General features: G+C 65.7%; 13 protein-coding genes. 10 read left to right on the top strand and 3 right to left on the bottom strand.

The annotated features are described in order from the left end of the window. A complete protein-coding gene (gene flgF, locus NR187_RS26145) occupies positions 1–762 on the bottom strand; it encodes a flagellar basal-body rod protein FlgF (RefSeq protein WP_256808166.1) in 762 nt (253 codons plus the stop codon). A 382-nt stretch (positions 763–1144) separates the two neighbouring features. Here flgF and fliL point away from each other — a divergent pair, with 382 nt between their 5' ends. The 5 genes from fliL to NR187_RS26170 all read left to right on the top strand — a co-directional run bounded on the left by fliL (position 1145) and on the right by NR187_RS26170 (position 7939). Continuing rightward, positions 1145–1645: a flagellar basal body-associated protein FliL gene (fliL, locus tag NR187_RS26150; protein WP_211385333.1), complete on the top strand. Its 501-nt coding sequence runs from the start codon at positions 1145–1147 to the stop codon at positions 1643–1645. 19 nt (positions 1646–1664) lie between these two features. Further along, on the top strand, positions 1665–2867 hold the full coding sequence (fliM, locus tag NR187_RS26155) for a flagellar motor switch protein FliM (protein WP_211385332.1): 1203 nt from the start codon (positions 1665–1667) through the stop codon (positions 2865–2867). Next, positions 2864–3310, top strand: a complete 447-nt coding sequence (locus NR187_RS26160) for a DUF6468 domain-containing protein (RefSeq protein ID WP_211385331.1) — start codon at positions 2864–2866, stop codon at positions 3308–3310. Before fliM ends, NR187_RS26160 begins: the two co-directional genes overlap by 4 nt. 9 nt (positions 3311–3319) lie before the next feature. After that, a complete protein-coding gene (locus tag NR187_RS26165; protein ID WP_211385330.1) occupies positions 3320–4078 on the top strand; it encodes a MotE family protein in 759 nt (252 codons plus the stop codon). A 102-nt stretch (positions 4079–4180) separates the two neighbouring features. Beyond that, a complete protein-coding gene (locus NR187_RS26170) occupies positions 4181–7939 on the top strand; it encodes a tetratricopeptide repeat protein (protein WP_256808167.1) in 3759 nt (1252 codons plus the stop codon). Between the two features lie 91 nt (positions 7940–8030). Here NR187_RS26170 and fliP read toward each other — a convergent pair whose 3' ends face one another. Beyond that, a complete protein-coding gene (gene fliP / locus NR187_RS26175) occupies positions 8031–8786 on the bottom strand; it encodes a flagellar type III secretion system pore protein FliP (protein ID WP_211385328.1) in 756 nt (251 codons plus the stop codon). Continuing rightward, positions 8783–9757 (bottom strand): flagellar biosynthetic protein FliO, encoded by a 975-nt coding sequence (locus NR187_RS26180; protein WP_256808168.1) that lies wholly within the window; start codon positions 9755–9757, stop codon positions 8783–8785. The genes fliP and NR187_RS26180 overlap by 4 nt, the downstream gene beginning before the upstream one ends. Positions 9758–10104: 347 nt before the next feature. Here NR187_RS26180 and flgB point away from each other — a divergent pair, with 347 nt between their 5' ends. The 5 genes from flgB to fliR all read left to right on the top strand — a co-directional run bounded on the left by flgB (position 10105) and on the right by fliR (position 12492). Continuing rightward, positions 10105–10509 carry a flagellar basal body rod protein FlgB gene (gene flgB / locus NR187_RS26185; RefSeq protein ID WP_211385326.1) on the top strand — a complete coding sequence of 135 codons (405 nt, stop codon included), beginning with the start codon at positions 10105–10107 and terminating at the stop codon, positions 10507–10509. A 15-nt stretch (positions 10510–10524) separates the two neighbouring features. Continuing rightward, positions 10525–10950 carry a flagellar basal body rod protein FlgC gene (flgC, locus tag NR187_RS26190; RefSeq protein ID WP_211385325.1) on the top strand — a complete coding sequence of 142 codons (426 nt, stop codon included), beginning with the start codon at positions 10525–10527 and terminating at the stop codon, positions 10948–10950. 16 nt (positions 10951–10966) lie between these two features. Beyond that, the gene (fliE, locus tag NR187_RS26195; RefSeq protein ID WP_211385324.1) at positions 10967–11275 is read left to right on the top strand and encodes a flagellar hook-basal body complex protein FliE; all 309 of its coding nucleotides are present in this window, start codon (positions 10967–10969) and stop codon (positions 11273–11275) included. A 165-nt stretch (positions 11276–11440) separates the two neighbouring features. Beyond that, the gene (gene fliQ, locus NR187_RS26200) at positions 11441–11704 is read left to right on the top strand and encodes a flagellar biosynthesis protein FliQ (RefSeq protein WP_018321865.1); all 264 of its coding nucleotides are present in this window, start codon (positions 11441–11443) and stop codon (positions 11702–11704) included. Between the two features lie 17 nt (positions 11705–11721). Beyond that, a complete protein-coding gene (fliR, locus tag NR187_RS26205; protein ID WP_211385323.1) occupies positions 11722–12492 on the top strand; it encodes a flagellar biosynthetic protein FliR in 771 nt (256 codons plus the stop codon).

The raw sequence follows: 12492 nt of genomic DNA on the forward strand, positions 1-12492 counted from the left end.
TCAGGCCGGAACATCGGCGAGTTTCTCGATCGCCGATTTGTGGAGGTCACTCTGCTGCTGGAGCAGGTTGGCGATGGCGGTGTAGCTGCGCATGACTTCGACCATGCGGCTCATCTCGCCGACCGAGTTCACGTTCGACTTCTCGACGTAGCCCTGCTGCACGGTGGACTTGGTGTCGGTCTGCTGGGTCGCGGAGCCGGCGGCATAGAGATTGGCGCCGAGCTTGGTCAGCCTGGCCGGATCGTCGAACGACACCATGCGGATCTTGCCGCGGATCGAGTCGGTCTTGGCCGTGCCTTCGAGCACCGTGACGGAGCCGTCCGGAGCGACGTTGATGTCGTGGTCGGTCGGCTGGAAGGTGATCGGGCCGGCGGTGCCGAGCACGGGGTTGCCGTCGGAGGTGACGAGCTGGCCGGTGCTGTTGAGCGAGAATTTGCCGTCGCGGGTGTAGCGCTCGCCGCCATTGGCCTGCACCGCGAAATAGGCGTCGCCGCTGATCGCCATGTCGAGCGGATTCTTGGTCGGCTCCATCGGTCCCTGGCCGACGTCGCGGAAGGTGCCGCGGTCCTGCACATAGGAGACCCGGCGGTCGGAGCCGACGAAATTGTCCTCGTGCGCGTTCGAGTTGAGGTACTCCTCGAACAGCGAATGGTCGGCCTTGAAGCCATTGGTATTGGCATTGGCGACGTTGTTGGCGATGACATCCATCTGCCGCTCCAACGTCATCTGCCGTGACAGGCCGATCAGAAGCGCGTTCTGCATCGGAAATCTCCCCTGAGTGGGATCTGCCGCCTCGCTCTCCCAAGCGCCTTGGCGGACCCCGTGAACGAGACCTCGGGTTCTCCCAAACCTTGGGTCTCGGCCCTTTCTCAGCGAAAGTCGTGCCAGTCTGGAAAGTTACGTTATTTCAATGTCTTGTTGATTTTTCGAGGGCGAAAGCAGGCGGCAGAAAGGGTCTGTTAGCCATGTTTGCCCGGCAGATTTTTCCTAGCGGAGGCCCAATCGAAAGGTTCCGTTAACCATTATTACCGTAGCGTTTGCAGGCAAGAGGAGCGCACTGCGCTGGGGCATTTGTATCGCGTCATTGTCTGCCAGGAGGCTTCGCTCTTTCGATCCCTTTGAGAAATGAACGAGCGCGGCGACCATGGCAGAGAATGAAGCGGAAGGCGGCGCAGGCGCCGAAGGCGCGGAAGCCGCTCCGCCGAAGAACAAGCTCAAGCTCATCATCATGGCCGTCGGTCTGCTCGCCGTCCTCGGCGGCGGTGCCGCGACCTGGTTCTTCTTCTTCCGTCACGGCGACGACGAGCATCACGCCGAAGCGGCGCCTCCGCCGAAGCCGCCGGCCTTCGTCGACGTTCCCGACATCATGGTCAACCTCGCCGGCGCGCCGGGCGAGCGCGTGCAATATCTCAAGCTCAAGATCGTGCTGGAGCTGAAGGAAGAGAAGCAGATCGAGGCGATCAAGCCGACGATGCCGCGCATCACCGACATCTTCCAGACCTATGTGCGCGAGCTGCGCTCCTCCGACCTCAACGGCTCCGCCGGCGTCTTCCGCCTCAAGGAAGAGCTGACCAAGCGCGTCAACGCGGCGGTGGCGCCGGTCCAGGTCAGCGCGGTGCTGTTCAAGGAAGTCGTGATCCAGTGAGCATGACGGGCTAGGGATCATGGCAGGCACCGACCAACCAGACCAGGATGCAATTGCCGCCCAGTGGGAGGCCTCGCTCGATTCCGAGGATCCCGCCGAGGCCGCGAAGGCTGCTGCCGAAAACGAACTCTCCGAGACCATGGCCCTGCAATGGGCGGCCATGGTCGAGGACGGCAGCCGCGATCTCGGCGCCGGCAAGAATTCCGGCGAACGGGTGCTGTCGCAGGAGGAGATCGACAATCTCCTCGGCTTCACGGTCGGCGACGTCACGCTGGACGACCATTCCGGCATTCGCGCCATCATCGATTCGGCGATGGTCTCCTACGAGCGTCTGCCGATGCTCGAAATCGTCTTCGACCGCCTGGTGCGGTTGCTGACGACCAGCTTGCGCAATTTCACCTCCGACAACGTCGAAGTCTCGCTCGACCGCATCACCTCGGTGCGCTTCGGCGACTACATGAACTCGATCCCGCTACCGGCCGTGCTCTCGGTGTTCAAGGCCGAGGAGTGGGAAAACTTCGGCATGGCGGTGGTCGATTCCAGCCTGATCTACTCGATGATCGACGTGCTGCTCGGCGGGCGCCGCGGCGCGAGCCAGCTTCGCATCGAGGGCCGGCCCTACACCACGATCGAGACCGAGCTGGTCAAGCGGCTGGTCGAGGTCGTTCTGGCCGACGCCGAGCAGGCGTTCCGGCCGCTCTCGCCGGTGACCTTCACGATCGACCGGCTCGAGACCAACCCGCGTTTCGCCGCGATCAGCCGTCCTGCCAACGCCGCGATCCTGGTGCGCCTGCGCATCGACATGGAAGATCGCGGCGGCAATATCGAGCTGCTGCTGCCTTACGCGACCATCGAGCCGATCCGGGGCGTCCTGCTCCAGATGTTCATGGGCGAAAAATTCGGCCGCGACACGATCTGGGAGGGCCATTTCGCCACCGAGATCAACCAGGCCGAGATCGCGGTCGATGCCGTGCTGTACGAGGCCGAGATCCCGCTCAAGCAGCTGATGCGGCTCAAGGTCGGCGACACGCTGCCGCTCGACATGCGCGCGGACGCCAACGTGACCGTGCGCTGCGGCGACGTCACGCTGACCGAGGGACGGATGGGCCGGGTCGGCGACCGCGTCGCCATCCGCGTGACGAAACCCTTGCGCAAGCCAAGTACGACACTTGCGATGTTCGAGAAGGTGGACGAGCAGAACAAGATGATGGAGGCCCCATGAACCACTCCCTGGGAATGGCGATCGAGACGCTGGTGGCTATCCTGCTGATGCTGACGATCTTCTACTGCGTCATGCTCAACAAGCGGCTGACGCGGCTGAAGGCGGACGAGCATTCGCTGAAGGCCGTCATCGGCGAGCTGATCACCGCGACCGAGATCGCCGAGCGCGCGATCGGCGGGCTGAAGCTCGCCGTGCGCGACGTCAACGAGAACCTCGGCAGCCAGCTCGCGGCGGCGACGCAGATGTCCGACCAGCTCTACAAGCAGCTCGGCGAAGCCGACAACGTGGTGCGGCGCCTGTCCAAGATCGCGATCGCCGCGCGCCCCGCGACGGACCCGGAAGCGGTCGCCGCGCCCGCGGCCAAGCCTTCGTCGGCGAAGGCGGTGGCGGCTGCGGCCGAAGCCTTCTCCGAGCGCCGACGATCCAACGGTCTTGCCGCATAAAGTCAGGGTATGAAGTCCTTTCGTAACATTCGTGTCATTCCGGTCGTGCTGGTTGCCGTCGCGGGTCTTGCCACGCTGAAGGTCGCGGGCCTCGTGATCAATGGCGGCTATGTTTTCGACTACAAGCCGAGCCAGATCAAGAAATCCTGGGCGCAGGAAAACCTGAACTTCCCGACCGGGCACGAAGATCCCGATATCACGGGCTCGACCCATGGCGCGCCGAAGGAGGCGCCGAAGCCGGCCGCACCCGAATCCAAGCCCGAAGGCACCGTGGTCAAGGTGGAGGAAGCCCAGCCGCAGGTCTCGGCCTCCGAGCGCGCCATCCTGGAACGCCTGCAGTCGCGCCGCCAGGAGATCGAGGCCCGCCAGCGCGAGATCGACATCCGCGAGAGCCTGTTGAAATCCGCCGAGAAGCGCATCGAAAACAAGGTCGAGGAGATGAAGGCGGTGGAAACCCGCATCTCCGCGACCCAGGCCGAGCAGAAGGCCGCCGAGGCCCAGCGCATGAAGGGCCTCGTGACCATGTATGAGGGCATGAAGCCCAAGGATGCCGCGCGGGTGTTCGACCGTCTGGAGATGGGCGTGCTGATCGAGATCGCCTCGCAGATCGCGCCGCGAAAGATGTCGGACATCATGGGGCTGATGTCGCCGGAGGCTGCCGAGCGGCTGACGGTCGAAATGGCCCGCCGGGCCAATGGCGGCGACCAGTCCGCCTCGGCCAGCGACCTGCCCAAGATCGACGGTAAGCCGACCCAAAAGCCGAATTGAGGGCTCATACTTAAGAAGCCCTTAATTGGCAAAACCTACAATCGACGGCACGGGCCGGCGTCAGTGCCGGCATGGACCGTCGAACCGGAAGAAATGCCGCCAATGGCGCAAGAGGCTGCCGCTGGATTTGTGTCGCGAGCCCGCGCCCTGGCGCGGGGGCTGTCGCGTCATGTCCGGAGCGCGCCGCTGCTTGCGGCCTGCCTGCTGATCGGCTTCGGTGCGCCTGCCCGGGCAGCCGATTCCATCCGGGGTGAGGCGAGTTTCTCGGCCAGCGGCGGCTTTGCCCGGCTGGTGATCAAGCTCGGCGAGGATGTGCCTTCCGAGGTGACGACGGCCGGCTCCATCCTCATCATCCGCTTCGACCGGCCGGTCGATGTTCCCGTCGACCGCGTTCCGGAAGGTGCGCCCGATTACGTCAACTCCGCCCGCCGCGATCCCGACGGGGGCGCCATCCGCCTGTCGCTGGCGCGGCGCGTCACCGTCAACACCATGAATGCCGGCGAGCGCACCTTCATCGACCTCTTGCCGGAGGGCTGGAAGGGGTCGCCGCCGAGCCTGCCCATGGACGTGGTCAAGGAACTTGCCGAGCGCGCGCGTGTCGCCGAACGCGCGCTGCGCGCCCAGCGCGCCGCGGCCGAGAGCAAGAAACGTCCGCAGATCCGCGTGCGCGCCTCGGTGCAGCCGACCTTCGTCCGCTTCGTGTTCGAGATGCCCGACGGCGTCGGCGTCTCCTCCGTGCTCAACGAGCAGAAGCTCACGCTCGCCTTCAACGCCAATCTCAATTTCGACCTGGCCGACGCCGTCGTCGCGGCGCCGCCGAATGTCGCCTCGATCAAGCAGAAGGCGGACATCGACCAGACGAGTGTCGAGATCGCGCTGATCGGCGATTCCGACGTGCACTCCTTCCGCGACGAGAAGAACTACGTCGTCGACGTCGCCTTCCAGCCGGACAAGGGCAAAATGGCCGCGACGCCCGAGGCGGTGATCGCGCAGGCCAAGCCTGCCGCTCACGGACCGGCGCCTGCGCCTGAAAAGCCGGCGGCCGAGAAGCCGAAGGACGCCCATCGCGAGATCGTGCCGCCGACGTCGGAGACGATCGCGCGTGAAGCCAAGGTCGAAGCGAAGCCCGAGATAAAGCCGGAAGCGCCCGCTGCGATGCCGTCCGTTGAAGCGCCGAAGCCGGCGCCCGCTCCGGCGGCCGAGGCCGCGCCCGCTGCGGAAGCGCCCAAGGAAGTCCTAAAGGAAGCCGCGAAGCCTGCAGAGGCCGCCGCGCCGATGGCTCCCGTCAAGCCGATGAATCCTGCCGTGGTCGAAGCGCCCAAAGAGGCCGCGAAGGAAGCCACGCCGGAACCGGTCAGGGAAGCCACCAAGGAAGCCACCAAGGCGCCAGCCGAGGCTCCGGCCATGCCGAAGCCGATCGTGGCCAGCGTCGATGCGCGCCGCGACAGCGACGGCCTGCGCGTGACGTTCCCGCTTCAGGTCTCAACCCCTGCGGCGGCGTTCCGCCGCGGCGACACCATCTGGCTGGTGTTCGACTCGCCGAAGCCGATCGACGTCGAGGCGATCCGCACCAAGGGCGGGGCAATGATCGGCGAGGTCGGCCGCATCCCGCTGGACAAGGGACAGGCGGTGCGCATCCGTCTTACCCGGCCGCTGGTCTACTCGCTGACGAGCGAGGAGGTTGGCAAGGAGACCAACTGGCTCCTCACGCTCGCCGACAAGATCCAGGCGACGCCGCTGCCGCTGATGATGTCGCGCAACATCACCGACCCCGCGCTCGCCAACATCGCGATCCCCTTCGCCAATCCGGGCCTTCTGCACAAGCTCACCGATCCCGACGCCGGCGACACGCTCTATGTCGTCACAGGGCAGCGGCCGGTCCGCGGCTTCATCAAGCGGCAGGACCTCGTCGATCTCGCGCTGCTGGAATCCGCGCATGGCATCGCGATCCGGCCGAACTCCGACGAAATCGGTGTCGAGGTCGGTGCCGAAAAGGTAATCCTGGGCAAGAAGGGCGGGCTGACGCTGTCGCCGGTCGACATCTCGGCCGAGCGCGCCCCGACCGCAGTGCGGCCGATCTTCAGCCCCGAAGGCTGGCGCAAGGGCCAGTCGGAAAACTTCATCGCGCGCCAGAGCGAGCTGATCACGGCAATTTCCAACGTCGAGCCGGGGCTGCGTTCGCTGCCGCGGCTCGACCTTGCGCAATTCTACATGTCGCGCGCCATGTATCACGAGGCCAAGGCCGTGACCGAACTGATGCTGAGCGATCCCCTCAACAAGGAGGAGAGCAGTGCGCTGATCATGCATGCGATCGCGAGCATCCTGGTCGGCCGGCCGGCGCAGGGCCTGAAGGACCTCGCCAATCCCGTGATCGGCAACAGCCACGATTCCCAGCTCTGGAAGGCACTCGCCTTTGCGCGCCAGGGCAAATGGGCGGACGCGCGCGAGAAGTTCAAGAACGTCGAATTCGCCATCGCCTCGCTGCCGCTCGATATCCAGCGCATCGTGACGATGGAGGCGATGCGCGCTTCGCTCGAGGTGAAGGACTACGCCGGCGCCTCCAAGCGCCGCAGCGAGCTCGAGGTGGTCGGCGTCTCGCCCGAAGCCGGACCCGGCTTCGCCGTGCTGCGTGGCCGGCTTGCCGAGGCGCTCGGCCACGACAAGGATGCGCTCGACGACTACAAGTTCGCGGTCGCCTCGAGCGACCGGCCGGCTGCGGCCGAGGCCAAGCAGCTGGAGGTCGCACTGCGGCAGAAGCGCGACGAAATCAGCAAGGAAGACGCGCTGCGCGAGCTCGAGACGCTGTCGATGACCTGGCGCGGCGACTCGATCGAGGTCAAGACGCTCCAGATGCTGTCGCAGATGTATGCCGAGAACGGGCGCTACCGGGACGCACTCGCCGCGGCGCGTACCGCGACAAGGCTGCAGCCGAACGCCGAGGCCTCGCGCCAGGCACAGGACCTCGCCTCCGACCTGTTCTCGCAGATCTTCCTGGGGCCCAAGGGCGACGAGCTGCCGCCGGTCGAAGCGCTTGGCATGTTCTACGAGTTTCGCGAGTTGACGCCAATCGGCCGCCGCGGCGACGAGCTGATCCGCCGTCTCGCCGACCGTCTCGCCTCGATCGACCTGCTCGACCAGGCCGCCGAGCTCCTGCAATACCAGGTCGACCACCGCCTCGAAGGCGCAGCGCGGGCGCAGGTGGCTGCGCGCCTCTCCATGATCTATCTCGCCAACCGCAGACCCGACATGGCGATCACGGCGCTGCGCGCGAGCCGCATCAGCGACCTCTCCGGCGAGCTCAGGCAGCAGCGCCTGCTTCTGGAAGCCCGCGCGCAGAGCGACGTCGGCCGCCACGATCTGGCGCTCGACATCGTCTCCAACGTCTCGGGGCGCGAGGTGCTGCGCCTGCGTTCCGACATCTTCTGGGCGGCGCGGCGCTGGCGCGAATCCGCCGAGCAGATCGAGCTCTATTACGGCGACCGTTTCCGCGATTTCAAGCCGCTCAACGCGGTGGAGAAGAGCGACATCATCCGCGCCGCCGTCGGCTATGCGCTGGCCGACGACTCGATCGGCCTGTCGCGCTTCCGCGAGAAATACGCGCCGCTGATGAGCGAGAGCGCCGATCGGCTCGCCTTCGACATCGCGAGCAAGCCGACCGGAGCCTCCAGCGCCGAATTCGCCGATATCGCCAAGCTGGCTGCCAGCGTCGACACGCTCGACGGCTTCCTGCGCGAGATGAAGCAGCGTTTCCCCGACGCCAGCGCCCGCGCGCCGGCCTCGCCGCAGGCCAAGGACGAAGCCGACCACACCGGCTCGCTGCCCACGATCCCCGTCGTGCGGCAGATCAAGATGACTCGATAGGAATCCTGCTGCCTCTGGGCCCCCCAGAGTGCGTCGGCGGCGGCAGTCTGGAGTGCTTCGTCGCCAGCGCCTCGCAATGACGGGGAGAGTGCTACCCCCCGTAACTCTGCACCAGACTCCCCGCCACCAGCGACCAGCCGTCGACCAGCACGAAGAAAATCAGCTTGAACGGCAGCGAGATCGTTGCCGGTGGCAGCATCATCATGCCCATCGACATCAGCACCGAAGCGACGACGAGGTCGATGATGAGGAAGGGGAGGAACAGGAGAAAGCCGATCTCGAAGGCGCGTTTCAGTTCGGAGATCATGAAGGCGGGAACGAGGATGCGAAGTGCGAGCTCGTCCGGGGTCGCGGGAGGCGGGTCGCCGGACAGATCCAGGAACAGCTTGAGGTCCTTCTCGCGCACGTTCTTCTGCATGAAGCCGCGCAAGGGGACGGAAGCGCGCTGGAGCGCGTCCTCGACGCCAAGCTGGTTGGCGACGAGCGGACGGATGCCTTCGTCGTAGGATTTTTGCAGGACCGGTCCCATCACGAAGAAGGTGAGGAACATCGCCAGCGCGATGATCACCGAATTCGGCGGGGCGGTCGCCGTGCCCATCGCGGTGCGCAGCAGCGACAGCACGACCACGATGCGCGTGAACGACGTCATCATGATCAGGATCGACGGCGCGATCGACAGCACCGTGAGCAGCGCGATCAGCTGGATCGCGCGCTCGGTGACGCCGCCGCCGCCCTGACCGCCGAGATTGATGCTGATGTCCTGCGCATGCGCCGGCATCGCGAGCGAAGCCGCGCCGATCAGGACAGAAAGAAAAAGTACTCTACGCGGGAGGGCCGGCAGCCTCACGAAGACGGCTTCGGACGGCCGAGCAGCGAGGCCATCTCGTCTTCGAGATTTTCAAAGCTGGTCTTTTCCGCGGCCGGCTTTGCGGGCGGCGCCGGCGGTGCCGGCGGCTCGCTGCGGGCCACGCGCGGAGGGCCGGCTGGCGGCTCCGGCGCGACCGGAGGGGCAACCGTCTCGCCGGCGGGGCGGCGCAGCGCAGCTTCGAGCCGCTGCGCCATCTCGGCGAGATTCTGCTCGGCGCTCGACGGTGCCTGAGCGGGCGCCGGGGGCGGAACGGGCGGAGCCTGTGGCACGGGCGGCGGAGGAGGTGGCGCGGCTGCGCGCTCGGCGCGCACCGGCGGTACTTTCACCGGCTCGCTCTGGCGTGGCGGGCGCGGCATCAGCGGCGGCTCGCTGCGGGCGACGCGCGGCGGAATTGGTTCGGGACGCAGCTCGCGCTCGGGGCGCGGTGCGATCGGATCGGGCGGAAAGCCGGCGAATGGCGGCTCGCTGCGACGTTCGGCCAAAGCGGGAGCGGGCCGGCGCACTTCTTCGGCGAACGACGGGCGCGCGGGCCGTTGGGGCGGCTCCGGCATTTGCGGCTCGGGATGATCGAGCAGCTCGGGACGCGGCGCTTCGTCGGCCCAACCGCCGGCGTCGGGCATGGGGGCGAGGCGCGGCGGTTCGGCGGCATTGGAACGCTGCGGGAGCTGGTCGCGGCCGGGCGCTGCGCGCACGATGTTCGGCTCGACGACGATGTCGGTGGGGCCGCCGATCATCAGGAGATGCTCGACATTGTCACGCCGGACCAGCACCAGGCGGCGCCGGCCGTCGACCGCGGCGGCATCGATCACGGCGAGCCGGGGCATCCTGCCGCGCTGGGTGTTGGCGCCGAGCCGGCTGGTGGCGAATCGGCGAACCAGCCATGCAGCGACGCCGATCAACGCCAGAACGACGATGAATGCGACGATGAAGGTGATAGGGCTGCCTTGCATACTTGTCCCCGACAAATGGCGCTTTTCTCGTGCCTATGGTCGGGCGTCCCAACCACCGGCATACGATGCCCCAAAACTGCGATCTCTTAACGTCCCACGGCAAGTTTTGCCGTCCCCAACTCTTAATAACCCATGAATCGCTCGATCCAAAACGACTTCTTGGCCTGTGCACGTGCCCCCAAGCGGTTGGGTTAATGCCACTTTTGAAGGCGTAGAATCACGGGGCGCGCATTCTTGTCCCGGCGGGGGACATGTGCCTGTAGCATCCTTAACCAGCTGTTAACCATACACGCGGCAAATTCTGCCTAGCTTCGGACATGGTCCGAGAGGGCGAAGGAGCCGCAACGATGTCCATCAACGACCTTCCGGTGCTGTCCGCGCTACGCACCAAGATGCAGTGGCACCAGGAGCGCCAGCGCGTCCTGTCCGAGAACGTCTCCAATTCCGACACGCCCAAATTCCGGCCCCGCGACCTCGTCGAGCCGAAGCTGGACAAGGCCGGCGCCGTCACGGGTTCGATGGGTCCCCTGGCGCTGACCCTCACCAGCGGTTCCCACATGACACCGTCCGGCGCGGCCTCCGGATTCGACCAGAACAAGAATGCGGGCTTCGAAACCCGCCCCGCGGGCAACGCCGTCAATCTCGAAGAGGAGATGATGAAGGCCGCGAGCAACCAGATGGACTACGCGGCGGCGACCTCGCTCTATTCGAAGAGCCTGCATCTGCTGAAGACCGCGATCGGCAAGGGCTAGAGCTGGAGATAGATCATGGCGAATGACAGCAGCGACTTTGCCCGCTCGATGGCGATCGCGACCTCCGGTCTGCGGGCGCAGGCCGGGCGCATGCGGGTGATCTCGGAGAACATCGCGAACGCGGATTCGACGTCGCAGACCGCCGGCGGCGATCCCTACCGCCGCAAGGTGCCGACCTTCTCTTCCGCGCTCGACCGCACGCTCGACGCCCAGGTCGTCACGCTCGGCAGGATCAAGCCCGACCAGTCCAGTTTCCGAATCAAGTACGAGCCGAACAATCCGGCCGCGGATGCGACCGGCAACGTCAAATATCCGAACGTGAACTCGGTGGTCGAGATGACCGACATGCGCGACGCGCAACGGTCCTACGAGGCCAATCTCAACATCATCAGCGCGACGCGCCGGATGATCCAGCGCACCCTCGACATCCTCAAGAGCTGAACAGGACAATTAAGCCATGGCATCGCCGTCAATTGCCGCCAATGCCTATGCCAATCTCGCCCGCGTGCTGGAGAACAGCGGCGCCGGCAAGGGCAGCGAGCCGAACGGGCAGTCCTTCGCCTCGCTCCTGAAGGACGCCGTCGGCAGCGTCATGGAGTCCGGCCGCAAATCCGATGCGCAGACGGTGGCGATGGCCGCCGGCAAGGCCAACGTGATGGACGTGGTGACCGCGGTCGCGGACACCGACGTCGCGGTGTCCACGCTGGTCTCGGTCCGCGACCGCGTGATCGCCGCCTATGAAGACATCATGAAGATGCCGATCTGATTTTTCGCGCTCGCCCCGATCGTCATTGCGAGCGCAGCGAAGCAATCCAGAGTCTTTTCGCACGCACCGGTCTGGATTGCTTCGCTACGCTCGCAATGACGGGGCAGCAAGCGTTTGTCCCTCGTCGAGGTGGCGGGGACGAAAGTTGAATAAGGAATTCTGCAGATGACCGGACCTGAAACCCTCGACGTCGCGCGCGATGCGATCTGGACCATTGTGATCGTGTCGTCGCCCCTGATGGTGGTCGGCCTCGTGGTCGGCGTGATCGTGTCGCTGTTCCAGGCGCTGACGCAGATCCAGGAGCAGACGCTGATCTACGTGCCGAAGATTCTGGCCATCTTTGCCACGATGCTGTTGGCCTTGCCGTTCATGGCCGATGCGCTCCACGCCCACATGCTGCGGATATCGTCGCGAATCATCGGCGGCTGAGGCACTATGCGCTCACCATGCGCATCGACGTCTCGCTGCTTCCGGCGCTCGCCGCCTCCTTCATGCTCGCCTTCGCCCGGGTCGGCGCGATGGTGATGCTGCTGCCGGGCCTGGGCGAAACCAACATCCCGACGCGGGTCAAGCTGTCGATCGCGCTGATGCTCACGCTGATCATCCTACCGCTGCATCGCAATGCCTATCATGTCGACATGGGCTCGATCGCGGCGCTGCTGGTCATGATGCTGCACGAGATCGTGATCGGCATCGTGCTGGGGGCGACCGCGCGCGTAACGCTCTCGGCGCTCCAGGTGGCAGGTGCCGTGATCGCGCAGCAGATGGGGCTCGGCTTCGTCACCTCGGTCGATCCGACGCAGGGACAGCAGGGCGTGCTGGTCGGCAACTTCCTGACCATGCTGGGGGTGACGCTGCTGTTCGCCACCGACAGCCATCATCTGGTGATCGCGGCGCTGAACGACAGCTATGCGATCTTCTCGCCGGGCGAGACCGTCTCGAGCGCCGACGTCGCTTCGCTTGCGACGCGCGCCTTCGCCGCCGCCTTCAGCCTGGGCTTGCAGCTGTCCGGACCGTTCCTGGTGTTCGGTCTCGTCTTCAACATCGGGCTCGGCGTGCTGGCGCGGCTGATGCCGCAAATGCAGGTCTATTTCGTCGGCGTGCCGCTGTCGATCTTCGTGGGCTTCGTGGTGCTCGCGGTGGTGCTCACAGCGATGATGGGCACGTATCTCGACTATTTCATCGGTGTCATGCACCAGATGATGCCGCTCAAGTGA

Origin of the sequence: Bradyrhizobium sp. Bra64 (assembly GCF_024519875.1) — a bacterium.
Lineage (GTDB): Bacteria > Pseudomonadota > Alphaproteobacteria > Rhizobiales > Xanthobacteraceae > Bradyrhizobium > Bradyrhizobium japonicum_G.

Coding starts and splice junctions, on each gene's coding strand:
- flgF (WP_256808166.1), bottom strand. CDS start 762: ATGCAGAACGCGCTTCTGATCGGCCTGTCACGGCAGATGACGTTGGAG.
- fliL (WP_211385333.1), top strand. CDS start 1,145: ATGGCAGAGAATGAAGCGGAAGGCGGCGCAGGCGCCGAAGGCGCGGAA.
- fliM (WP_211385332.1), top strand. CDS start 1,665: ATGGCAGGCACCGACCAACCAGACCAGGATGCAATTGCCGCCCAGTGG.
- NR187_RS26160 (WP_211385331.1), top strand. CDS start 2,864: ATGAACCACTCCCTGGGAATGGCGATCGAGACGCTGGTGGCTATCCTG.
- NR187_RS26165 (WP_211385330.1), top strand. CDS start 3,320: ATGAAGTCCTTTCGTAACATTCGTGTCATTCCGGTCGTGCTGGTTGCC.
- NR187_RS26170 (WP_256808167.1), top strand. CDS start 4,181: ATGGCGCAAGAGGCTGCCGCTGGATTTGTGTCGCGAGCCCGCGCCCTG.
- NR187_RS26180 (WP_256808168.1), bottom strand. CDS start 9,757: ATGCAAGGCAGCCCTATCACCTTCATCGTCGCATTCATCGTCGTTCTG.
- flgB (WP_211385326.1), top strand. CDS start 10,105: ATGTCCATCAACGACCTTCCGGTGCTGTCCGCGCTACGCACCAAGATG.
- flgC (WP_211385325.1), top strand. CDS start 10,525: ATGGCGAATGACAGCAGCGACTTTGCCCGCTCGATGGCGATCGCGACC.
- fliE (WP_211385324.1), top strand. CDS start 10,967: ATGGCATCGCCGTCAATTGCCGCCAATGCCTATGCCAATCTCGCCCGC.
- fliQ (WP_018321865.1), top strand. CDS start 11,441: ATGACCGGACCTGAAACCCTCGACGTCGCGCGCGATGCGATCTGGACC.
- fliR (WP_211385323.1), top strand. CDS start 11,722: ATGCGCATCGACGTCTCGCTGCTTCCGGCGCTCGCCGCCTCCTTCATG.